This window comes from Amycolatopsis sp. cg13, assembly GCF_041346965.1.
Lineage (GTDB): Bacteria > Actinomycetota > Actinomycetes > Mycobacteriales > Pseudonocardiaceae > Amycolatopsis.
This window is the reverse complement of sequence record NZ_CP166848.1, coordinates 3,749,649-3,769,076: the sequence shown is the minus strand read 5'-3', so window position 1 is coordinate 3,769,076 and position 19,428 is coordinate 3,749,649. Positions and strand designations below refer to the sequence as shown.

The following is a 19,428-nucleotide window of genomic DNA, read 5'->3' as shown; positions in this document are numbered from 1 at the left end:
GCGAGACAGGAGAGGGGCGTTCCGCTGATCGGGCGGTCTTGATCGTTTCACGTCCGTTCCGGGCTTGTCGGGAGAAACCGGGCCCGCTACTCTGCCGTTTTAGTTAGGAAACTTTCTTAACGCAACGAGACGCCGCAGAACCGTAACGCCGCCGCCCTGTTCCCGTCCGGCCCGAAGGAGTGCGACGTGTCCTCGTCCCGTGTCCGAAGTCTCGCCCGGTTCGCCTTACCGGCCGCCGCGGTGGTGCTGTTGCCCGCCGCGGTCTCGCCCGCACGCGACGCCCATGCCGCTGCCGCCGATGTGCTGCTGTCCCAAGGGAAACCGGTCAGCACCTCGACGCTTGAGACGTCCACGCTCGGCGGCGACAACGCCGTCGACGGGAACCTCAAGACGCGCTGGGCCAGCGCGGTCAGCGCCGACGCCCAGTGGCTGCGCGTCGACCTCGGCCAGGCCGCCACGGTCCACCGGGTCAAGCTGAACTGGGAAGCGGCCTACGCCAAGAAGTACCGCGTCGAGATCTCCGACGACGGCGAGAACTTCAAGACGATCGCGACGATCGCCAACGGCGACGGCGGCACCGACGACCTCACCGGGTTGTCCGGCCATGGCCGGTTCCTGCGCTTCGTCGGCACCGAGCGCGCCACGAAATACGGCTACTCGCTGTGGGAGCTTCAGGCGTACGGCACTCCGGACTCGTCCGGCGACACCCAGGCGCCCACCACGCCGTCGAACCTCGCCGCGGGCGACATCGGCTCCAACAGCGTCGCGCTGACCTGGGCCGCCGCGACGGACAACGTCGGCGTCAGCGGGTACGACGTGCTCCGGGACGGCCAGTCCGTCGCCACCAGCACGTCCACGTCCTACACCGACAACGGCCTCTCGCCGGACACCGACTACACCTACACCGTCCGCGCGAAGGACGCCGCCGGCAACACTTCGCCGGCTAGCACTTCGGTCAAGGTGCACACGAAGCCGGGGACCGCGGGCAACACCTTCGTCCTCGCCGCAGCCGGCGACATCGCCGAGCAGTGCACCGCCAGCAGTTCCAGCTGCGTGCACCCGAAGACCGCGAAGCTGGTCCAGGGGATGAATCCCGCCGCGGTGATCACCATGGGCGACAACCAATACGACGCCGAGGACACCGGTCTGACGCTGCAGAACTTCAAGGACTACTACGACAAGACCTGGGGCAAGTTCAAGAGCATCACGCACCCGATCCCGGGCAACCACGAGACCTACGACGACAACAAGCCGTTCGAGGCCTACCAGCAGTACTTCGGCAAGATCGCCACGCCGAACGGAAAGCGGTACTACAGCTGGGAAATGGGCAACTGGCACTTCATCGCGCTCGACTCCAACGGCTTCGTCGACGACAAGGACGGCGGCGAGCTCCAGGACACCGACCAGATGAACTGGATCAAGCAGGACCTGGCGAAGAACACCAAGGGCTGCGTCGCGGCGTACTACCACCACCCGCGGTGGAGCTCCGGCGACCACGGCGACCAGCGCGGTTCCAAGCAGCTGTGGGACCTGTTCGCGCAGAACAAGGTCGACCTGATCCTGAACGGCCACGACCACCACTACGAGCGGTTCGTCCCGCAGGACGCGAGCGGCAAGGCGAACCCGGCCGGTCCGGTCGAGATCATCGGCGGCATGGGCGGCGCGAACCCGTACCCGGTCCACTCCGCGCACCCGACCACGGCGAAGCTGCTCAAGGACACCTTCGGCGTGCTGAAGCTGACGATGACCGACAACACCTTCTCCGAGCAGCTCATCGGTCTCGACGGCAAGGTCCAGGACAGCAGCCCGACCTACACCTGCCACAACTAGGGGCCGGTCATGTACATCGCGACAAGCCGTAGTTCGGACGTCGCGGCGGGCACCGAGCGGAAGGCCGGCCTGCGCCGGGTGTCGGCGAACGTCGTCGCACTCGGCGCGGTCAGCCTGGTCACCGACATCTCCTCGGAGATGGTGACCGCGGTGCTCCCGCTGTATCTGGTGCTCGGCCTCGGGCTGAACCCGCTGCAGTTCGGCCTGCTCGACGGGCTTTACGCGGGAGCCACCGCCGTGGTCCGCGTGCTCGGCGGGCACCTGGCCGACCGGTGGAGAAGGCTCAAGGCGGTCGCCGGGTTCGGCTACGGCTTGTCCGCGGTGTGCAAGCTCGGCCTGGTCGCGGCCGGTTCGTCGGTCGCGGCGATCGGCGTGGTGCTCGCCGCCGACCGGACCGGCAAGGGGCTGCGCACGGCCCCGCGCGACGCGTTGATCTCGCTCAGCAGCGAGCCCGACACACTCGGCCGGTCGTTCGGCGTGCACCGCGCGATGGACACAGTGGGCGCGTTCCTCGGTCCGCTGGTGGCGATGGCCGTGCTCGCGCTGAGCCTCGGCAGCTACACGTCGGTGTTCTTCACCAGCTTCTGCATCGCGGCGATCGCGGTGATGCTGCTGGTGTTGTTCGTCCGGGACCACAAACAGGAAATCGCCGACCGGGCCGCGGTGTCCGTGCGGGCGGCGTTCGGGCTGTTGCGGGACCGGGGTTTCCGTCGCGTGGCGGTGTGGGCGGCGCTGCTCGGGTTCGTGACTCTCGGCGATTCCTTTGTGTACCTGGTGCTTCAGCGGCGCTGGGACGTCGCGGCGACGTTCTTCCCGTTGCTGCCGCTCGGCACCGCCGGGATCTATCTGGTGCTCGCCGTTCCGCTGGGCAAACTGGCCGACCGGATCGGGCGCTGGCCGGTGTTCCTCGGCGGGCACGTCGCGCTCGTCGCCGCGCTGATCGCGTTGTGCGGGCCGGTGTCCGGATTCTGGCTCGCGGCCTTGGCTTTGGGGCTGCACGGCGTGTTCTACGCGGCTACCGACGGGGTGCTGATGGCCGCCGCCGGACCGTTGGTGCCCGCAGATCTCCGGGCGACCGGTCTCGCGGTGGTCCAAACTGGACAGGCCGCCGCTCGGATGCTTTCGTCTGTCCTCTTCGGACTCGCTTGGACGTTGTGGGATCTCCAGCCCGCGGTTCTCGCGGCGGCCGGAGCGCTCGCTGTCGTGGCGCTCGGCGCCGCTTTCGCAAGGCCGGTGCGCAAATGAAAAAGGCTCTTCTTGCTGTTGTCGGCACTGTGGTGCTCGCGGCCGCGGCGGTGGTTTACACCGTTGCCGCGCGGCCTAGTCCGGCCGAACCCGCGAAGGTGGAGCATCTTTCGCTCGCGCCTGGGCAGTTGTTCTTTCGCAGCACGAAGACGGGTAACGTCGGTGTCGTTCCGCTGGCGAATCCTAGTGCGGCACCGAAGTTCAGCGATCTGAAATGCGACCGGTTCGCGGTGTCCGGCACGACTGGGATGTGTCTCGCGGTGCGTCCCGGCACCTTGCCCGCGGTCAGTGATTTCAGCGTCCTCGACCGGAATCTCACCACCACGCACAAGGACTATCTGCCGGGCACGCCGAGCCGGGCGCGCGTTTCGCCGGATGGCAAACGGGTGTACTGGACACTGTTCGTCACCGGCGATTCCTATGCTGCCACTGGGTTTTCGACGCGCGCCGGGGTTTACCAGCTGGACAACGGCGAGCTGGAGAAAACGATCGAGGAGCTGCCGGTCCTGGTCGACGGGAAGCGCTACTTCTCCTCCGACGTCAATTACTGGGGCATCACGTTCGCCAAGGACGGCAAGCGGTTCTTCTCGACGCTGGGTTCCAAGGGCAAGACGTACCTGATCGAAGGCGACTACGACACTTACCGCGGCAAGGCGCTCCGGGAGAACGTGGAATGCCCGTCGTTGTCGCCGGACGAAACACGGATCGCGTTCAAGAAGAAGGTCGGCGAGGGCGTCTGGCGGCTGTCCGTGCTCGACCTCAAGACGATGCACGAGACCGCGCTCGCCGAGACCCGCAGTGTTGACGACCAGGCGTTGTGGCAGGACGACCACACGATTCTCTACGGCCTCGAGAACGCCGTGTGGTCGGTGCCCGCGGACGGCTCCGGAGCCCCGCGCAAGCTGGTCGACGAAGCCTCCTCGCCTGCCGTCACCAGCTGATTCGACATCTCTTTACGTCGTATAGTACCCTCGTGCTCCGAGATACTTTACGACGTAAAGAGATGAGATGGCTGAAGCTGCTCTGCACGACGGAACGCGGATCGAAGCGCAGGTGCACGGGGACGGGCCGGTGTTGCTGCTCCCCGTCGACCCCAGGCCTGCCGAGGGACCGGAAGCTGAGGCGGCCCGGCAGTGGGGCACTGATCCGGAGCTGGGTCGCTCGCTGATCGAGGGATTCAGCGGGTTCCGGGTGGTGGCCTTCGACTACCAGGGACACCGGATGGCGCATCCGGCCGACCTCACGCCGGACGTGCTCGCGGCCGATTTCCTGGCGGTGGCGGACGCGGTCGGGGCGGATCGGTTCTCGTATTACGGCTACTCGTGGCTGGCGTTGTCCGGGTTGCAGCTGGCGTTGCGCACGGATCGGCTGGACGCGTTGGTGATGGGCGGGTATCCGCCGTTGGACGGGCCGTATGCGGCAATGCTGGCGGTGACCCGGGCGACGCACGAGATGGCGCTCGCTGGCCCGTCGGCCGCAACTCAAGCTGAGCCGGGGGACTGGGATTCGGTGGACGTCACGTTGTCGACGGGGCAGACGAAGCAGTTCGTGACGTTGTACGAGGCGTTGCAGGACTTCGACGATCGGGTGGTCGAGCTGTCGTGCCCGCGGTTGTGTTTCGCGGGGTCGGAGGATCGGATCGTTTACAGCGAGCGGTGGGGCGGGGTGACCGTCGACATCGCCGGGCCGTTGCTGCGAGAGCGGGCCGAACTGGAGGCGCGTGGGTGGGCTGTCGAGATGCTGGACGGGCTGGACCACATGGGCGCGATGCAGGCGGCCACCGTGGTGCCTTTGGTGCGGCCTTGGCTGGAGAAAGTCGTGTAGCTATTCGGCTTGCCGCAGCTCGTGTTCCAGCGCCTCCAGCTCCGCGCCGCCCGCCATTTGCCGGGTCAGCTCGGGCAGGTCGATCTCCGCCTTCTCGTAGGACCCGAGCGCCGCGCCGCGTTTGAGGAGCAGGAAGCGGTCGGCCACCGGGTACGCGTGGTGCGGGTTGTGCGTGATCAGGACGACGCCCAGGCCCCGGTCGCGGGCCTGCGCCACGTACTTCAGCACGACCCCGGCCTGTTTCACGCCCAACGCGGCCGTCGGCTCGTCCAGGATCAGCACCTTCGCGCCGAAATGGATGGCCCGGGCGATCGCCACGCACTGCCGTTCGCCGCCGGAGAGCGTGCCGACCGGTTGTTCGACGTCGCGCAGGTCGATGCCCAGGTCGGCGAGGGCTTTCTTCGTCAGCTCCCGGCCTTTGCGCCGGTCCAGCGCGCGGAACGGGCCGAAGCCGACGGTCGGTTCGGAGCCGAGGAAGAAGTTGCGCCACACGCTCATCAGCGGCACCACCGCGAGATCCTGATACACCGTGGCGATTCCGCGATCGAGCGCTTCGCGAGGCGAGGCGAACCGCACCGGGGAGCCTTCGACCAGGAACTCGCCTTCGTCGTGTTGGTGCACCCCGGCGAGGATCTTGATCAAAGTGGACTTTCCAGCGCCGTTGTCGCCCAGCACGCAGGTGACCTCGCCCGCGTTGACCACTGTGGACACTTCGCGCAGCGCGACCACGGTGCCGTAACGCTTGCCGACGTCCTTGACCTCGAGGAGAGCCTTCATCGCCGGACCCTTTCCGCGCGCCGCCGCAATGCGTTGTTGACCAGGACCGCCGCCAGCAGCATGATCCCGAGGAACAGCATGAACCAGTCGTTGTCCCAGCCGGCGAACACGATGCCCTGGCGCGCCATGCCGAAGATCAGCGCGCCGATCGCCGCGCCGACGGCCGAGCCGAAGCCGCCGGTCAGCAGGCAGCCGCCGATCACCGCGGCGATGATGTACTGGAATTCCAACCCGATGCCCTGATTCGCCTGGACGCTCGCGAAGCGCAGGATGTTGATCGAACCGACGAGCCAGCCGGCCAGTGCGGTGCCCATGAAGAGCAGGATTTTCGTGCGCACCACCGGAACGCCGACCGAACGGGCGCTGGCGGCGGAACCGCCGACCGCGAAGATCCAGTTGCCGAACCGGGTCCGCAGCAGCAGCCACGCGGCCACCGCGATCGCGCCGAGCCACCAGACGATGGAGATCTGGAACGGTGTCCCTCCGACGTCCACTGTGGAGGCGAAGACGAACCCGGCGGACGCGTAACCGTCCGTCGAACGCATGCCCGACACCTGGACGGTACCGGTGACCAGCCGCGTTACGCCGAGGTTCAAGCCTTGCAGAGCAAGGAAAGTGCCGAGGGTGACGATGAAGCTCGGCAGGCCGGTTTTCATCACGAGCCAGCCGTTGAACGCGCCGACCGTCAGCGCGAACACCAGCGAGACGAGCAGCGCGAGCCAGACGTTCCAGCCCGCTTGGGTGGCGAGGATCGCGGTGACCAGCGATGTCGACGCGGTCATCACGCCCGCGGACAGGTCGAATTCGCCGCCGACCATCAGGAGTGACACGGCCACCGCCATGATGCCCAGCGTCGCCGCGTCGTCCAGCCAGGTCGCGGCTCCGCTGGCGCTGAAGAACTTGTCGGTCGCGAAGGTGAAGAACAGGAACACCACGACCGCGCCGAGCAGCGCGCCGATTTCCGGGCGCACCACCAATCGGTCGGTCAGCCGCGGTTTCGCCAGGCGTTCGTCGAGGGTCGTCATCGGGTGCCCCTTTGCACGTACTGGCCGACCTTGTCCACTGTGGATTTGTCGACCAGGTCGGGTCCGGTGAGCACCGGTTTGCCGCCGCCGACGACGTTCGCGTTGTCCCGGTACAGCTTCAGGAACTGCACCGGGAGATAGCCCTGTTCGTACTGTTGCTGGTCGACCGCGAACAGCACGTCGCCCGCCTTGATCGCGGCTACGACGTCGGAGTTGAGGTCGAAGGTGGCGACCTGCGCCTTCGAGTTCACCGACTTGATCGCGCTCACCGCACGGGCGGCGACCTGCGAGTTCAGCGTGAGGACCGCGTCGATCGACGAGTCGGTCTGCACCGCGCCGCGGATGCGGGACTCGGCGTCGGTCGGGTTGGAGATGTCCACCTGCAGGGTTTGGACGGTGCCGGCGAACCCGGTCTTCGCGCCGTCGCACCGCTGCGCCTGTCCGACGTTTCCGGCCTCGTGGATCACGCACAACAGCTTGTGTTTGCCGAGGTCCTTGAACTTCTTCCCGGCTTCCTGGCCGGCGATCGACTCGTTCTGCCCGACGTGCGTGAGTGCGCCGTACGCCGCGCTCTTGTCCTCGCCGGAGTTGATGGTGATCACTGGGATTCCGGCGCGCACCGCAGCCTCGATGGACGGGCGCAGCGCCTCCGGGTTCGCCATCGACACCACGAGCCCGCCGGTCTGCTGCGCGACTGCGTTGTCGATCAGCTTCGCCTGCGCGCCAGGATCGCCGTCCGAGGTGTATTCCACTTGCACACCAAGGTCTTTGCCTGCTTGCTCGGCACCGTTCTTCACTACGTTCCAGAACGCGTCGCCCGCGGTGCCGTGCGTGATGACCGAAACCTTCAGCGGCCCGGACGGTGTCGGGGCCGCGGCGGGCGTGGTGGTCTTCGGCTCGGCGGCCGGACCGGTGCACGCCGTCAGCAGCAAGCCCGCGGCCAGCAGGCCCGCCATCGCGCGGCCCGCGCGCTTCCAGCGATGGGACATCGTTGTCTCTCCTCGCTTGGTTTTCACGATCAGCCGGTGATTTTCCGCAGGTACGAGAGGCTGGTCGCGACGTCCTGGCCGGGACGGTCCACCGGGCTGTCGTCGCTCAGCGCGGTGTCCTGCTCCAGCACGTACCAGCCGTCGTAGCCCGCTTCGGTGACGGAGCGGACCATGGCTTCGATGTCCACGTCGCCTTCGCCGAGCGGCACGTAGAGACCTCTGCCGACGGCTTCGGTGTACGGCAGCTTTCCGGCGCGGACGGCGTCGGCCAATTCGCCGCGGACGTCCTTGAGGTGCAGGTGCCCGACTCGCCCGGGGTGCCGCTGGGCGAGCGCGACCGGGTCGGTGCCGCCGATCAGCAGGTGGCCGGTGTCCAGGCAGAGCTGGAGATCCGAGTCGGCGAGGAAGCGTTCGACCTCGGCCTCGGTCTCCACGTGCGTGCCGACGTGCGGGTGCAGGACGGTCCGGAGTCCGTGTTTTGCCGCGGTGTCCCGAATCCTGGCCGCTGTGCTGACCAAAGTGGACCATTCGGCGTCCGTGAGGGTGGGCCGTTCGTCGTAACCGTCGAGGCCGGTTGCGGCGGCGAGGACGAGCATTCCGCCGCCGCAGGCCGCGAAGAGCGCCGCTGAGTCTTCGGCTTCGGCGATGGCCGAGTCCGGATTTTCGTGCAGTGGAACGGCGAGGAACCCGCCGACGAGTTCGAGCCGATGACTTCCCAGGAGTGTCTTCAGCTCGGCCGGTTCGCGGGGAAGGTAGCCCGGCGGACCCAATTCCGTTGCGGTGACGCCTAGTTCGGTCATTTCGCTGAGCACTTGCGGGGCGTCGAGCACTCGGCCCCAGCCGGGCACCTCGCAGACCCCCCACGAGATCGGGGCGGCGGCGACGCGGATCTTCGCGGTCATGGATCCCTCTCCGGTCGGGGGACACGCCTTGATTAGAGCGCTCTAAGCTTGTAGCGTCCGACCCGTCGCGTCAAGCGCTTCTCCGGGGAGGTTTTCAGATGGGGAAGCCCACCATGGAGGATGTCGCCGCACGCGCCGGGGTTTCCCGGGCGCTGGTTTCGCTCGTGATGCGCAACGCGCCGAACGTCTCGGCGCAACGGCGCGCGGCGGTGCTGAAAGCGGCTGAGGAACTGGGTTATTCGCCGCACGTGATGGCACGGTCGTTGGCGAGCCGGACGTCGACGGTGCTCGGCGTGATGGTGAACGACCTGCGCAACGCGTTCTTCGCCGATGTCGTGGAAGGCCTGGACGCAGCGGCGCAAGCGGCCGGTTTCGACTTGATCCTCAACACCGGCGGCCGAATCCCTTCGCGGGAAGGTGCGGCGCTGCGGAGTCTTTTGTCCTTCCGTCCTGCTGGCGTGGTGCTGCTGTCGCCAGTGGTTCCTGCCGCCGCGATCGAAGCTGCTGCGCGACAGTGCCCAGTAGTGTTGGTGTCACGAACTTCTCGATTGTCCACTGTGGATACCGTGAACGACGACGGCGAGGCTGGTGCGACGTTGGCCGTCGAACATCTGGTTCAGCTAGGGCATTGCCGGATCGCCCACCTCGACGGCGGGGGAGCGGCCGGTGCCGCGGCTCGGCGTCGAGGTTTCCGGCAGGCAATGCAGGCGCACGGTCTGGAACCGATCGTGGTGCGCAGCGAACACACCGACACCGCGGGTGAAAAGGCGGTGCAGGAGTTGCTGTCTTCGTACTCTCCGGCACCGACCGCGCTGCTGGCAGGCAACGACTTCAACGCCGTTGGCGCGATCTCGGCGCTGGAGGAACACGGCTTACGGGTGCCGGAGGACGTTTCAGTGGTCGGCTACGACAACACGTCGCTGGCTTCTCTCCGGCACATCTCACTGACCACAGTGGACCAGCCGCGCGCGGAAATGGCACGGCTGGCCTTTGACGCGTTATTGGAACGGGTACGGGGTGAACGCACTGAACCGGTGCGGCATCTGCTTCATCCGTCCCTGGTCGTTCGGGAGACCACGGGGCCGAACTCAGGGGAGGCACAGCGATGAGGTTGGGACTGGCCGGGGCCGGGCGGATCGGTGCCGCGCACGCGGAAACGCTGGCGGGCTTCGACGAGGTCACGTCGGTGGTCGTCGCGGACGTGGATCCTGCGCGCGCGCAGTCCGTCGCCGCTCAGCTCGGGACCGAGGCGGCCGAAGGAATCGACGCACTGTTCCGGGCTGACCTCGACGGCTTGGTCATCGCGGCGGCCACGGACGCGCATCCGGAGCTGATCATCCAGGCGGTCGACGCGCGGGTGCCGGTGTTCTGCGAAAAGCCGGTCGCCGCGGACATTCCCGGCACGCTCGCGGTGATCGACCGGATCGCGGACTCGGATGTCCCGGTGCAGATCGGCTTCCAGCGCCGGTTCGACGCGGGCTACCAGGCCGCGCGGGTCGCGGTGGAGAGCGGGGAATTGGGCTGGCTGCACAGCGTCCGGGCGACCACTTTGGACCCAGCGCCGCCGCCTGCCGCCTATATCGCGCATTCCGGCGGCCTGTTCCGGGACTGCGGGGTGCACGACTTCGACATCCTCCGCTGGGTGACCGGGCAGGAGGTCGAGGAAGTATTCGCCTTGGGACGCAACAAAGGCGAGCAGTTCTTCGCCGACGCCGGAGACGTCGACACAGCGGCGGTCGCGATGACGCTCGACGACGGAACCCTCGCGACGGTCTCCCTGACGCGCTACAACGGCGCGGGCTACGACGTGCGCTTCGAGGCCCTCGGCTCCCTGGGGAATGTCGTGGTGGGCCTGGACGACCAAGCTCCGCTGCGGTCGGTGGAGCCTGGCGTCGGGCCGTTGCCGGGCCCGGCTTATCCCGGGTTCATGGAACGCTTCCGGACGGCTTATGCCGCTGAACTGCGCGCATTCCTGGACGTGGCGGCTGGGCGCATCCCGTCGCCTGCGGGGGCGGGGGATGCGTTGGAGGCGTTCTACATCGCGGAGGCGTGCGAGGTCTCGCGACGGGAGAACCGCCCGGTGAAGGTGGCGGAGGTGCGGCGCTAGGTCAAGCTCGCGGACGAAGCAGCTTCTCCGCCAACGTATCCACCAAATCCCCCGGCACCGCGGACCCCGTCAGTGCACAGTAGACGATCGGCCCCAGCAGAGCGTCCATTGTGGCCTCCGGATCCAGTACCGGAGAAATCTCGCCTGCCTCGGTGGCCGCCGTCAGCATCTCGCGTTCGGCGATCTGCCGCGGTTCCAGATAACGCTCATGGAACCGCGCGGCAGTCCCGACATCGTGCTGTGCCTCGGCCAGCAGAGTGAGATGACATTTCCCCGCCGGGTCCTCGGTGAGGAAATCCGCGAAATTCCGCAGGTACGCACGGATGCTCTCCGCCGTAGGGAGTTCCGTCGGCACGGGCAGGCGTTTGGCGCTGTCCTCGATCAGCGTGTCCAGCAGGATTTCGACCTTGGACGGCCACCAACGGTAGATCGTCTGCTTCGCGACCCCGGCGCGGCGCGCGATCGCTTCGACGGTCAGTGCGCCGAAGCCGTGTTCGACCAGGAGATCGTCGGCGGCGTGGAGCACGGCCAGGCGCGCGGCCTCGTCCCGCCGGTTGCCGGAGCGTGCCCTGCGGGGCTGGGAATTCACTGCGGGCATACCGGGCACCTTACCGTGCTACTGTCTAGACGTGACGTCTCGTCTAGACAAGGGAGGGGCCATGGCGGTACGCCGGGCATTGGTGGTCGGAGCTTCGCGGGGGCTGGGATTGGTGCTGGTCACCGAGCTGGACCGGCGCGGGTGGGAGGTCATCGCGACCACTCGCGACGGTGCGGTGCCGTACGAAGGGATGCGGACCGAACAGCTCGAGATGACTGACGAAGCACAGATCGCGGCGCTAAGAGACAGAGTGGACGGTCCGCTCGATCTGCTTTTCGTGAACGCGGCGATCAACCAAGGCAATCTGCCGATCAGCGAAGTGCCGACGACGATGTTCACCGAAGTCATGATCACCAACGCGTTGAGCCCGCTGCGCGTCCTCGAAGGACTGGGCGATCTCGTCGCGCCGGGTGGCACGGTCGCGGTGATGTCGTCCGAGCAGGGCAGCATCTCGATGAACGTCGAACCCGGATACGAGCTGTACAAGGCGAGCAAGGCCGCGCTCAACCAGTTCATGCGCAGCTACGCCACCCGCCACGAGGGCGACGGGCACACCAAACTGCTCATCGACCCCGGCCACAACCGGACGCGGCTCGGCGGGCCGGACGCGCCGTTGCTGCCCGAGGAAAGCGTTCCGGCGGTCGTCGACGTGCTGGAAGCGCAGGCAGGCGAGCCGGGGCTGCAGTTCCTCGACCGGTTCGGCAAGCCGGTTCCCTGGTAACGACTGGGCCGATCGGGTAGCGCACGGCGGCTTCGCGTGCCAAGCTGCGGGGCGTGCCTGGATCCGGAGAATCCGAGATCGTGCTGATCCCGCTCGACGAGCCGGGGCTCGAGCGGCTTCTGGAAGCCGCGGTGGCCGACGCCGAACCGACCGAGGTCATGCCGCCGGTGGAAGGTCCCGCCGGCTGGACCGAAGCCCGCCGCGAAGCGTTTCTCGCGTTTCACCGCCGACGATCCCTCAATCCGGACACCGCGATCGAGACGACGTGGGTCGTGGAAGTCGACGGCCGGGTCCGCGGGGCGGCCCGGCTGCGGCCGGTGTCCGGGCGGTCCGCGCTGGAGGTCGAGGCCGGGGTATGGCTCGGCCGGTCGGCGCGCGGACGCGGAATCGGCCGCAAGGTGACCGCGGTACTGCTGGACGCGGCCCGCGACGGCGGCGCGGCGAAGTTCGTCGCGACGACCACTGTGGACAATGCCGCGGCCCGGCGGCTGCTCAGCGGAACCGGCGCGGAGCTGGACGTCCGCGGCACCGAGATCGACGCGCACCTCGACTTCTGACCGCCCGCCCCGCAAGCGCCCCAATGTGGCATTGGGTGCGTTAGACGCACCGAACGCCGCATTGGGTGCGGGGGGATGCACCCAATGCGGCATTGGGGCGCTCGCCAAGCGGCGAGGCTCAGTCGATTTCCAGCTCCGGCGAGTACATATCGAACCAGTGGTGCAGGTCCAGCGCCCGGTCCATGCCGACCCGCTGCGCCTGGCTGATCGCCGACGGGTCAGTCTCCGCCGACTGCTGCAGCCACTCCCGGCCGACCATCTGGAACACCGGGTTGTCCTTCTGCGCCAAGGCTTCCTTGATCTGCTGCTGCAGCGCGATCGCGTACCCCGGGTCCTGAGTGGACGGATACGGGCTCTTCACCCGGTCCCGCACCGACGCGGGCAGCACGTGCTTCGTCGCGTGCCGCAGCAGGCTCTTTTCCCGGCCGTCGTAGGTCTTCAGCGACCACGGCGTGTTGTAGACGTACTCCACGAGCCGGTGGTCGCAGAACGGCACGCGCACTTCCAGGCCCACCGCCATCGACATCCGGTCCTTGCGGTCGAGCAGCTGCCGCACGAAACGGGTGAGGTGCAGGTGGCAGATGACCCGCATCCGGGACTCCTGCTCGGATTCGCCGTCCAGAAGGTCCACTTCGGACACCGCGGTCCGGTACTGGTCGGCGATGTAGGAATCGAGATCCAGCTTCGCGGCGAGACCCGGTTCGAGCAGCGAACCCCGCTCGTCCATCAGGCTGTTGCGGAACGCCAGCCACGGGAAGGTGTCGGCCTTGACCGCGGCCTCGTCGTGGAACCAGCGGTACCCGCCGAACACCTCGTCGGCCGATTCGCCGGACAGCGCGACCGTCGATTCGCCGCGGATCGCCTTGAACAGCAAGTACAACGACGTGTCCATGTCGCCGAGCCCGGACGGGATGTCGCGGGCGCGCAGCACCTTGCGGCGCACCTCGGGGTCGCTCAGGTCGGCCGGGTTCAGCATCACGTCCTGGTGCGCGGAACCGACGAGCTTGGCGACGTCGCGGATGTAGGGCGAGTCGGGAGTGTCGCGCATCTCGTCGGGCTGGAAGTTCTCCTCCTGCCCGAAAAAGTCGACCGAGAACGTGCGCAGCTGTTCGCCCTGCTCGGCCAGCCGGGCGGCGGCGAGGCCGGTGACCGCGCTCGAGTCGAGACCGCCGGACAGCAGCACGCAGCGCGGGACGTCGGCGACCAGCTGCCGGTGGACGATGTCGGTCATCAGCTCGCGCACGCGGGCGACCGTGGTCTCCTGGTCGTCGGTGTGCTGCTTCGCGTCGAGCTTCCAGTAGGTGCGGGTGTTGATGCCCTCGCGGGTCACGGTCACGACGGTGGCCGGGTCGACCTCGTACATGCCCTTCCACAGCGACCAGCCCGGACGCTTCGTGAAGCCCATCAGCTCGCGCAGGCCGTCGGCGTCGACCACCTTGCGCGCCAACGGGTTCGCCAGGATCGCCTTCGGCTCGGAGCCGAACAGGACGCCGTCGCGGGTGGGGTAGTAGTAGAACGGCTTGATGCCCATCCGGTCGCGGATCATCACGAGCTTCTGGTCGCGCTCGTCCCAGATCGCGAACGCGTACATGCCGTTGAGGTGGTCCACGACCTCGGTGCCCCACTGCAGGTATCCGTGCAGCACGACCTCGGTGTCGCTGTCGGTCTCCCAGCGGTGGCCCAGTTTGGTGAGTTCTTCACGAAGTTCGGAGAAGTTGTACGCCTCGCCGCTGTAGACCATCGCGACTTCGCCGTTCGGGGTCTTGACGCTCATCGGCTGCCGGCCGCCCGGCAGGTCGATGATGGCGAGCCGGCGATGACCGAGCGCGACCGAACGGCGGACCCAGGTTCCGCGGTCGTCGGGTCCTCGGCAGGCCATGGTCTCGGTCATCGCGTCCGCGATCTCCTGCTGCTGCGTGAGATCGGTGTCGTAGGAAACCCAGCCCGCGATCCCGCACATACGAGCCCTCCCTGAACCTAGTTAGTTAGTTGATACAACTATTGGTTACTCAGGTGTAACACGGACCCCCGAACCTTGTCTGCCCGAATTGCACTCTCTGTCCTTGATCCGCTACCAGCTGTGCCGCAAGTCACCCACCAACTACGGACGGTAACGTGGTCCCGCTAACCCGGATGGCGCTTGACGTAGTGGCGCGGGTCACCGGCCGTCAAGATCGCGTAAACGCCCCCAGGTCACCGCGTCAAGGAGGCGTCAGACGAGGGTGCTCACCCTCCGCGACGACCGCACAGTGGCACTCGACCGACGGTCGCCCGTGCCGGGTGACCCTTCCTGAGAGGTGCCTCGTGGCGGATTTGCTGTACGCCCTATTGCTCATCGGCGTTTTCGTGGTGCTCGCCGGTGTCCTGCGCGGGCTGGAGAAGCTGTGAGCGGCGCGGGCACCGTGGCCAACATCGTCGGCGGACTGCTGGCGCTCGGCCTTCTCGGCTACCTGTTCGTCGCCCTCGTGAGGCCGGAGAAATTCTGAGATGAGTGACGTCGCGGCCGGCTTCCTGCAAGCCGGCGTGCTCCTGGTCGCCCTCGCGGTGGTCTACAAACCCCTCGGCGACTACCTCGCCCGCGTCTTCTCCACCGAGAAGCACCTGCGGGTCGAGAAAGCCCTGTACAAGATCGTCCGGGTCGACCCGAACACCGAGCAGCACTGGAAGACCTACGCCTCGGGCGTGCTCGGCTTCTCGTTCGTCTCGGTGATCCTGCTGTATCTGTTGCAGCGCCTGCAATCGATCCTGCCGTGGAACTTCGGCCGCGGCCCGGTGTCGCCCGCAGTCGCGTTCAACACCGCGATTTCCTTCGTGACCAACACGAACTGGCAGTCCTACACGCCCGAGACGACCATGGGCCACTTCGTCCAGATGGCCGGGCTCACCGTGCAGAACTTCCTGTCCGCCGGTGTCGGCCTGGCCGTGGCCATCGCGGTGACGCGCGGGTTCATCCGCTCGCGCACCGACCGCCTCGGCAACTTCTGGGTGGACCTCACGCGCGGCACGATCCGCGTGCTGCTGCCGATGGCGTTCGTGTTCGCGCTCGTCCTCGTCGCACTCGGCGTGGTGCAGAGCCTGCGTTCCGGCGTCGCCGTGACGAATCCGGACGGCAGCACCAGCACGATCGCACTGGCGCCGACGGCGAGCCAGGAAGTGATCAAGGAACTCGGCACGAACGGCGGCGGCATCTTCAACGCCAACTCCGCGCATCCGTTCGAGAACCCGAACGTCTGGACCAACGTCATCGAGATGTTCCTGATCCTCGTGATCCCGGTCTGCCTGACCCGCGCCTTCGGGCACATGGTCGGCAACCGCAAGCAGGGCTACGTCCTGCTGTCGGTGATGGCCGGTCTGTGGACGGCGATGCTCGCGGTGATCTGGACGTCCGAGGCGCGCACGAACAGCCCGTCGGCGCTGGCCGCGGGGGCGAATCTCGAAGGCAAGGAACAGCGGTTCGGGATCGGCGGCACGTCGTTGTTCGCCGACACCACCACCGGCACGTCGACCGGCGCGGTCAACGGCGCGCACGACAGCCTGTCCGGCCTCGGCGGCGGGGGCACGATGCTGAACATGCTCTTCGGCGAGGTTTCGCCGGGCGGCGTCGGCACCGGGCTGTACGGGATTCTCGTGATGGCCGTGATCGCGATGTTCCTGGCCGGGCTGATGGTCGGGCGCACGCCGGAGTACCTGGGCAAGAAGCTCGGCAAGCGCGAGGTCACCTGCGCGGCGATCTCGATGCTGGCGATGCCCGTCGTGGTGCTGCTCGGGTCCGGCATCGCCTTGATGATCCCGGCCACGCGAGACGCGTTGGGCAACTCGGGGCCGCACGGGCTGTCGGAGGTCCTTTACGGCTACACGTCCGCGGGCAACAACAACGGCAGCGCGTTCGGCGGGCTCACCGCGACGAGCGACTGGTTCCAGGCGTCGCTTTCGGTGGCCATGCTGATCGGCCGCTTCGTGCCCATCGTCGCGGTGCTCTGCCTGGCCGGTTCGCTTGCCTCGCAGAAGAAAGTTCCCGAAACCGCGGGCACGCTGCCCACCACTGGGCCGCTGTTCGGAACGTTGCTGACCGGCACCGTCGTCCTTGTCGCGGCTCTCACGTTTATCCCGGCGCTCGCGCTGGGGCCGATCGCGGAGGCGTTGGCATGACCATCACCCAAGAGCGGACTCCGGAAGAGGAGACGCAGCACCACGTCGAAAACGCCGGACGCGTCGGAGCCGGGGTCTTCAGCCCGAAGCAGCTGTGGTCGTCCATGCCGGACGCGTTGCGCAAGCTGAACCCGCGTCACCAGCTGAAAAACCCAGTGATGTTCGTGGTGTGGGCCGGTTCGGTCCTGACCACTGTCTTCGCGGTCACCGACCCGAGCGTGTTCTCCATCCTCATCGCGGTGTGGCTGTGGTTCACCGTCGTGTTCGCGAACCTGGCCGAAGCCGTCGCCGAGGGGCGCGGCAAGGCGCAGGCGGAATCGTTGCGGAGGACCAAGAAGGAAACCGTCGCGCGGCGGCTCACCGAGGACGGCTCCGAGGAGCAGGTGCCCGGCGTGGATCTGCGCGTCGGCGACCGTGTGGTGGTTGAGGCCGGGCAGGTGATTCCCGGTGACGGCGACGTCGTCGAAGGCATTGCCACGGTGGACGAATCGGCCATCACCGGCGAGTCGGCCCCGGTGATCCGCGAGTCCGGCGGCGACCGGTCCGCGGTGACCGGCGGCACCACGGTGCTGAGCGACCGGATCGTCGTGCGGATCAGCACCAAGCCCGGCGAGTCCTTTGTGGACCGGATGATCGCGTTGGTGGAAGGCGCTTCCCGGCAGAAGACGCCGAACGAGATCGCGCTGACCATCCTGCTGTCGACGCTGACCATCATCTTCCTGCTCGCCGTGGTGGCCCTGCAGCCGATGGCGGCCTACTCCGGCAGCGAGCAGTCGGTGATCGTGCTGACCGCGTTGCTGGTCTGCCTGATCCCGACCACGATCGGCGCGCTGCTGAGCGCGATCGGCATCGCCGGGATGGACCGGCTGGTGCAGCGCAACGTCCTCGCGACTTCCGGCCGGGCGGTCGAGGCCGCGGGCGACGTATCGACGCTGCTGCTCGACAAGACCGGCACCATCACCTTCGGCAACCGGCGCGCGACCGAGCTGATCCCGGTCGGCAAGTCCACTATGGACGACCTGGCGCGCGCGGCCCGGCTGTCCAGCCTGGCCGACGGAACGCCGGAAGGCCGCAGCATCGTCGAGCTGATCGCCGAGCAGCACGGGCTTCCCGCGGCTGCGGACGACAGCGAGAAGCTCGCCGAGTTCGTGCCGTTCACCGCGCAGACCCGGATGAGCGGCGTCGACCTCGACGGCCGCGAAGTCCGCAAGGGCGCGACTTCTGCGGTGCGCGAGTGGGTGCGCGAACGCGGCGGCGACGTCCCGGACGAGACCGAACGCGTCGTCGACGAGATCAGCCAGCAGGGCGGAACTCCGTTGGTGGTCGCGGAAGCGGCAGGCGGGACGGCGTTCGTCCGCGGCGTGATCCGGCTGTCGGACGTAGTGAAGCCGGGCATGAAGGAGCGTTTCGAGGAACTGCGCTCGATGGGCATCAAGACGGTGATGATCACCGGCGACAACCCGCTCACCGCACGCGCGATCGCGCAGGACGCGGGCGTCGACGACTATCTCGCCGAGGCCAAGCCCGAGGACAAGATGGCGCTCATCAAGAAGGAGCAGGAGGGCGGACGGCTCGTCGCGATGACCGGCGACGGCACGAACGACGCGCCCGCGCTCGCGCAGTCCGACGTCGGCGTGGCGATGAACACCGGGACCATGGCGGCCAAGGAGGCCGGCAACATGGTCGACCTCGACTCGAACCCGACCAAGCTGATCGAGATCGTCGGGATCGGCAAGCAGCTGCTGATCACCCGGGGCGCGCTCACCACGTTCAGCGTGGCGAACGACCTGGCCAAGTACTTCGCCATCCTGCCCGCGATGTTCACCGGCATTTTCGCCCAGCTCGGCGCGCTGAACATCATGCACCTGGCGACGCCGAAGTCGGCGATCCTCTCCGCGGTCATCTTCAACGCGCTGATCATCGTCGCGCTGATCCCGCTCGCCCTGCGCGGCGTCCGGTACCGGCCGTCGTCGGCGTCCGCGCTGCTGCGCCGCAACTTGCTCGTCTACGGCCTCGGCGGGATCGTCAGCCCGTTCCTCGGGATCTGGGTGATCGACCTGATCGTGCGCCACATTCCAGGGATTGGCTGACATGAACGTTTTGCTCAAGCAGACCTGGGCGGGCCTGCGCCTGCTCCTCGCGATGACGGTTCTGCTCGGCGTCGTCTACCCGCTGGGCGTGTGGGCGGTGTCGCGCATCCCCGGCCTCCAGGGGCACGCCGAGGGCTCGGTGGTGACGCAGAACGGCCAGGCCGTCGGCTCGTCGCTGATCGGGATCGACCCGGTGCCCGCCGACGCCGCGCACGACCCGTGGTTCCACAACCGGCCCTCCGCCAGTTCGAAGGACGTGCTCGGGCCGGGCGACCCGTCGACCTCGGGACCGTCCAACAAGGGGCCGTACAACGAGGATCTGACCAAGGCCATCGCGGAGCGGCGGGCGCTGATCGCCAAGCGCGAGGGCATCACCCCGGCGGAGGTGCCCGCGGACGCGGTGACCGCTTCCGGCTCGGGGCTCGACCCGGCGATCAGCGTCGCGTATGCCGATCTGCAGGTGCTTCGCGTGGCCCGCAACACCGGGCTGAGCGAGGAGAAGGTGCGGCAGCTGGTCGCGGACAACACGACCGGCAACGGGATCGGCGTGCCGGGCGTGAATGTGCTCCGGCTCAACCTTGCCGTGCATTCGGCCGCTCCTGGCGCACACTGAC

At 67.6% G+C, this 19,428-nt stretch carries 18 protein-coding genes; 12 read left to right on the top strand and 6 right to left on the bottom strand.

What is annotated here, in order from left to right; all coding sequences use genetic code 11:
- Positions 1–186 precede the first annotated feature (186 nt).
- The 4 genes from AB5I40_RS17185 (at position 187) to AB5I40_RS17170 (ending at position 4,899) form a co-directional block, all read left to right on the top strand.
- Positions 187–1,830: a discoidin domain-containing protein gene (locus tag AB5I40_RS17185; RefSeq protein ID WP_370939521.1), complete on the top strand. Its 1,644-nt coding sequence runs from the start codon at positions 187–189 to the stop codon at positions 1,828–1,830.
- Positions 1,831–1,839: 9 nt separating this feature from the next.
- Positions 1,840–3,075: an MFS transporter gene (locus AB5I40_RS17180; protein WP_370939519.1), complete on the top strand. Its 1,236-nt coding sequence runs from the start codon at positions 1,840–1,842 to the stop codon at positions 3,073–3,075.
- Positions 3,072–4,016, top strand: coding sequence for a hypothetical protein (locus AB5I40_RS17175; RefSeq protein WP_370939518.1), 945 nt, complete (start codon positions 3,072–3,074; stop codon positions 4,014–4,016). Before AB5I40_RS17180 ends, AB5I40_RS17175 begins: the two co-directional genes overlap by 4 nt.
- Positions 4,017–4,083: 67 nt before the next feature.
- The gene (locus tag AB5I40_RS17170; RefSeq protein ID WP_370939517.1) at positions 4,084–4,899 is read left to right on the top strand and encodes an alpha/beta fold hydrolase; all 816 of its coding nucleotides are present in this window, start codon (positions 4,084–4,086) and stop codon (positions 4,897–4,899) included.
- Here AB5I40_RS17170 and AB5I40_RS17165 read toward each other — a convergent pair whose 3' ends face one another.
- Genes AB5I40_RS17165 through AB5I40_RS17150 form a run of 4 tightly spaced genes read right to left on the bottom strand, consistent with a single transcriptional unit; the run spans position 4,900 to position 8,592 of the window.
- Positions 4,900–5,676 carry an ATP-binding cassette domain-containing protein gene (locus AB5I40_RS17165; protein WP_370939516.1) on the bottom strand — a complete coding sequence of 259 codons (777 nt, stop codon included), beginning with the start codon at positions 5,674–5,676 and terminating at the stop codon, positions 4,900–4,902. It lies immediately after the preceding gene.
- On the bottom strand, positions 5,673–6,701 hold the full coding sequence (locus AB5I40_RS17160; protein ID WP_370939515.1) for an ABC transporter permease: 1,029 nt from the start codon (positions 6,699–6,701) through the stop codon (positions 5,673–5,675). Before AB5I40_RS17160 ends, AB5I40_RS17165 begins: the two co-directional genes overlap by 4 nt.
- Positions 6,698–7,690, bottom strand: a complete 993-nt coding sequence (locus tag AB5I40_RS17155) for a sugar ABC transporter substrate-binding protein (protein WP_370939514.1) — start codon at positions 7,688–7,690, stop codon at positions 6,698–6,700. The genes AB5I40_RS17160 and AB5I40_RS17155 overlap by 4 nt, the downstream gene beginning before the upstream one ends.
- Positions 7,691–7,719: 29 nt before the next feature.
- Positions 7,720–8,592 (bottom strand): sugar phosphate isomerase/epimerase family protein, encoded by an 873-nt coding sequence (locus AB5I40_RS17150; RefSeq protein WP_370939513.1) that lies wholly within the window; start codon positions 8,590–8,592, stop codon positions 7,720–7,722.
- 98 nt (positions 8,593–8,690) lie between these two features.
- On the opposite strand from AB5I40_RS17150, the gene AB5I40_RS17145 reads away from it, so the two are divergent.
- Together AB5I40_RS17145 and AB5I40_RS17140 are read left to right on the top strand one after the other, a co-directional pair.
- The gene (locus AB5I40_RS17145; RefSeq protein WP_370939512.1) at positions 8,691–9,701 is read left to right on the top strand and encodes a LacI family DNA-binding transcriptional regulator; all 1,011 of its coding nucleotides are present in this window, start codon (positions 8,691–8,693) and stop codon (positions 9,699–9,701) included.
- The gene (locus AB5I40_RS17140; protein WP_370939511.1) at positions 9,698–10,699 is read left to right on the top strand and encodes a Gfo/Idh/MocA family oxidoreductase; all 1,002 of its coding nucleotides are present in this window, start codon (positions 9,698–9,700) and stop codon (positions 10,697–10,699) included. The genes AB5I40_RS17145 and AB5I40_RS17140 overlap by 4 nt, the downstream gene beginning before the upstream one ends.
- A 1-nt stretch (position 10,700) precedes the next feature.
- On the opposite strand, the gene AB5I40_RS17135 is transcribed toward AB5I40_RS17140, so the two are convergent.
- Positions 10,701–11,297 (bottom strand): TetR/AcrR family transcriptional regulator, encoded by a 597-nt coding sequence (locus AB5I40_RS17135; protein ID WP_370939510.1) that lies wholly within the window; start codon positions 11,295–11,297, stop codon positions 10,701–10,703.
- Between the two features lie 61 nt (positions 11,298–11,358).
- Here AB5I40_RS17135 and AB5I40_RS17130 point away from each other — a divergent pair, with 61 nt between their 5' ends.
- Complete coding sequence (locus AB5I40_RS17130) at positions 11,359–12,018, top strand: SDR family NAD(P)-dependent oxidoreductase (protein ID WP_370939509.1); 660 nt, start codon at positions 11,359–11,361, stop codon at positions 12,016–12,018.
- A 53-nt stretch (positions 12,019–12,071) separates the two neighbouring features.
- Positions 12,072–12,575, top strand: coding sequence for an N-acetyltransferase family protein (locus AB5I40_RS17125; RefSeq protein WP_370939508.1), 504 nt, complete (start codon positions 12,072–12,074; stop codon positions 12,573–12,575).
- Positions 12,576–12,693: 118 nt separating this feature from the next.
- Here the strand turns inward: AB5I40_RS17125 and asnB are convergent, their stop codons facing one another.
- Positions 12,694–14,535: an asparagine synthase (glutamine-hydrolyzing) gene (asnB, locus tag AB5I40_RS17120; protein WP_370939507.1), complete on the bottom strand. Its 1,842-nt coding sequence runs from the start codon at positions 14,533–14,535 to the stop codon at positions 12,694–12,696.
- Between the two features lie 424 nt (positions 14,536–14,959).
- On the opposite strand from asnB, the gene kdpF reads away from it, so the two are divergent.
- From kdpF to AB5I40_RS17100, 4 genes are read left to right on the top strand one after another with little or no spacing between them, the layout of a single operon-like run.
- Positions 14,960–15,061: a K(+)-transporting ATPase subunit F gene (gene kdpF / locus AB5I40_RS17115; RefSeq protein WP_037358287.1), complete on the top strand. Its 102-nt coding sequence runs from the start codon at positions 14,960–14,962 to the stop codon at positions 15,059–15,061.
- A gap of 1 nt (position 15,062) precedes the next feature.
- Complete coding sequence (gene kdpA / locus AB5I40_RS17110; RefSeq protein WP_370939506.1) at positions 15,063–16,724, top strand: potassium-transporting ATPase subunit KdpA; 1,662 nt, start codon at positions 15,063–15,065, stop codon at positions 16,722–16,724.
- On the top strand, positions 16,721–18,814 hold the full coding sequence (kdpB, locus tag AB5I40_RS17105) for a potassium-transporting ATPase subunit KdpB (protein ID WP_370939505.1): 2,094 nt from the start codon (positions 16,721–16,723) through the stop codon (positions 18,812–18,814). Before kdpA ends, kdpB begins: the two co-directional genes overlap by 4 nt.
- A 1-nt stretch (position 18,815) precedes the next feature.
- Positions 18,816–19,427, top strand: a complete 612-nt coding sequence (locus AB5I40_RS17100; protein ID WP_370939504.1) for a potassium-transporting ATPase subunit C — start codon at positions 18,816–18,818, stop codon at positions 19,425–19,427.
- The last annotated feature ends 1 nt before the right edge of the window (position 19,428 follow it).

What these genes read in the sequence shown, in the direction of transcription:
- kdpA (WP_370939506.1), top strand. Translation starts at nt 15,063, where the DNA reads ATGAGTGACGTCGCGGCCGGCTTCCTGCAAGCCGGCGTGCTCCTGGTC.
- AB5I40_RS17155 (WP_370939514.1), bottom strand. Translation starts at nt 7,690, where the DNA reads ATGTCCCATCGCTGGAAGCGCGCGGGCCGCGCGATGGCGGGCCTGCTG.
- AB5I40_RS17135 (WP_370939510.1), bottom strand. Translation starts at nt 11,297, where the DNA reads ATGCCCGCAGTGAATTCCCAGCCCCGCAGGGCACGCTCCGGCAACCGG.
- AB5I40_RS17145 (WP_370939512.1), top strand. Translation starts at nt 8,691, where the DNA reads ATGGGGAAGCCCACCATGGAGGATGTCGCCGCACGCGCCGGGGTTTCC.
- AB5I40_RS17140 (WP_370939511.1), top strand. Translation starts at nt 9,698, where the DNA reads ATGAGGTTGGGACTGGCCGGGGCCGGGCGGATCGGTGCCGCGCACGCG.
- AB5I40_RS17175 (WP_370939518.1), top strand. Translation starts at nt 3,072, where the DNA reads ATGAAAAAGGCTCTTCTTGCTGTTGTCGGCACTGTGGTGCTCGCGGCC.
- AB5I40_RS17180 (WP_370939519.1), top strand. Translation starts at nt 1,840, where the DNA reads ATGTACATCGCGACAAGCCGTAGTTCGGACGTCGCGGCGGGCACCGAG.
- asnB (WP_370939507.1), bottom strand. Translation starts at nt 14,535, where the DNA reads ATGTGCGGGATCGCGGGCTGGGTTTCCTACGACACCGATCTCACGCAG.
- kdpB (WP_370939505.1), top strand. Translation starts at nt 16,721, where the DNA reads ATGACCATCACCCAAGAGCGGACTCCGGAAGAGGAGACGCAGCACCAC.
- AB5I40_RS17130 (WP_370939509.1), top strand. Translation starts at nt 11,359, where the DNA reads ATGGCGGTACGCCGGGCATTGGTGGTCGGAGCTTCGCGGGGGCTGGGA.
- AB5I40_RS17165 (WP_370939516.1), bottom strand. Translation starts at nt 5,676, where the DNA reads ATGAAGGCTCTCCTCGAGGTCAAGGACGTCGGCAAGCGTTACGGCACC.
- AB5I40_RS17170 (WP_370939517.1), top strand. Translation starts at nt 4,084, where the DNA reads ATGGCTGAAGCTGCTCTGCACGACGGAACGCGGATCGAAGCGCAGGTG.
- AB5I40_RS17100 (WP_370939504.1), top strand. Translation starts at nt 18,816, where the DNA reads ATGAACGTTTTGCTCAAGCAGACCTGGGCGGGCCTGCGCCTGCTCCTC.
- AB5I40_RS17150 (WP_370939513.1), bottom strand. Translation starts at nt 8,592, where the DNA reads ATGACCGCGAAGATCCGCGTCGCCGCCGCCCCGATCTCGTGGGGGGTC.
- AB5I40_RS17160 (WP_370939515.1), bottom strand. Translation starts at nt 6,701, where the DNA reads ATGACGACCCTCGACGAACGCCTGGCGAAACCGCGGCTGACCGACCGA.